We start from the raw sequence: 1,896 nt of genomic DNA, 5'->3' as shown, positions 1-1,896 counted from the left end.
CGCTGCCCGCAACAGCCGGGCGAGCGCGACCGGCGCCCGTTCGGCGAGCGCGGCGGTCGATCAACGCGGCGGCCTGGGCGGCAGCGGCGCCCAGGGCGGCAGCGGCGGTGTCGGCAGCGGTGCCAGGGCGAACGCCAGCGCCAGCGCCCCGGGCGGTTACGCCACGGCGCAGGTCTATCAGGAGGGGGGTAGCGGCGGCGGTGGCCGCAGCGGCGGCAGTGGTGCGGCCAGTACCTTGACCAACGCCGTGGGCGGGTCAACCAATCTTGGCAGGCTCGAACTCGAGCAGAGCGCCGCGGGCGGCGCGGGCGGCCTCGGCAGCGGTGGCCGTGCGGGCACCGGGGGGGGCGCAACCTCCAGCCTGACCGTCAACGATACCGCGAACCGCGACAAGAGCGCCTCGGTGCTGGCGCGCATCGAGGCCACCGGCGGCCGGGGCGGGGGCGGCGACCTCGGCAGCAGCGGCGGCAGCGGCGGCGCGGCGAACGCCACCGGCCGGCTGACCGGGGCGCACGCCGTCGACGTCTGGGTCAGCGCCAGGCCCGGCTTCGGCGGTGATGGCGGTGGCGGGTACCTTGGCGGCAGCCCCGGCAGCGGCGGGGCCGGCGGGAGCGCCGCGGCGAGTGCGAGCGGGGTCACGATCGGCGCCCACGAGGACACCAGAGCCTCCGCGTCGGCGGTTGCCGGCAGCGGCGGCGCGGCCACCGGCGCCGGCAGGACTGGTGGGGCAGGCGGCGTCGCCCGGGCGACTGCCGCGGCGACCGCCCGGGCCGGCACGGCCGGTGCGCAGGCCTATCAGGTCGGTGGTGAAGGTGGTATCGGCTGGTCCGGCGCCAATGGCGGCGCGGGTGCGGCCAGCAACCTGGTCGACCAGGTCAGTGGCAGCACCAGCGGCGGCCACCTCAATCTGACCCAGTCCGCCCGGGGCGGCGATGGTGGTGTGAGCATTGGCGGTCGCTCCGGGGACGGCGGCGCGGCGACCTCCAGCCTGACCATCGACGACACCCGGGGCAGCCTGCAAAGCGCCGCGCTGTTCGCGAATGTCGAGGCCAGCGGCGGCCATGGCAGAAGCGGCGACTTCTCACTACTCGGCGGCACCGGCGGCGCCGCGAACGCCTTCGGCCGCCTGACCGGCGCCCACACCGTCGCGGTCACGGTGGCGGCCGACGGCGGCGACAGCGCTGGCCCCAACGGACCGGCCGGCGGTGCCGCCACCGCCGACGCGATCGGGGTCACGATCGGCGCCGACGAAGATGCCGGCGCCACGGCGACCGCCGCCGGCGGCGCGGGCGGCCTTGCTCGCGGTGTCGGTCAGACCGGTGGGGCGGGCGGTACCGCGCAGGCCAGGGCCAGGGTCAGTGCGCGGGCCGGCGCGGCGGCGGCCCGCGTGGTCCAGACCGGCGGCGATGGCGGCTCCGGCGCCGCGGGGGCTAACGGCGGAGCGGGCGCCGCGGTCACTTTGGTCAATCGGGTGAGCGGTGTCACCGACGGCGGCAGCCTCTCGCTCACCCAGACCGCCCTGGGCGGTGCCGGGGGCGACAGCAGCGGCGGGGCCGCGGGAGCGGCCGGGGCGGCGGACTCCAGCCTGACCATCCAGGATACCCGCAGCAACTTGCTCCAGGCCGACGTCAACGCCACCGGCGGTCACGGCGGCGGACGCGGCGACGCCGCGACCATCGGCAGCGCCGGCGCGGCAGCCGCCGCGACCAGCATCCTGACCGGCGCCCATACCGTCAGCAGCGCGGCCACCGCCAACGGGGGCTGGGGCGGTAGCGGCGGGGCCGCCGTCGGTGGCGCCGGCGGCAGCGCCCTGGCCATCGCCCGCGGCACGACCACGAGCGCCGCGCAGCAGGCCAGCGCCGCCACCAAGGCGCAGGGCGGCGACGGCGGCGGCGG

Annotated in this window: 1 protein-coding gene; it reads left to right on the top strand. The window is 78.3% G+C overall.

The window, feature by feature from the left end; all coding sequences use genetic code 11:
- Positions 1 to 1,896, top strand: a 1,896-nt coding sequence (locus tag QZY48_RS22500) for a hypothetical protein (protein WP_295435333.1), incomplete at both ends; no start/stop codon positions are given.

The organism is uncultured Thiodictyon sp., from assembly GCF_903828115.1.
Taxonomy (GTDB): Bacteria; Pseudomonadota; Gammaproteobacteria; order Chromatiales; family Chromatiaceae; genus Thiodictyon.
The sequence above is the reverse complement of the archived record's forward strand: the minus strand, read 5'-3'. Positions and strand labels throughout refer to the sequence as shown.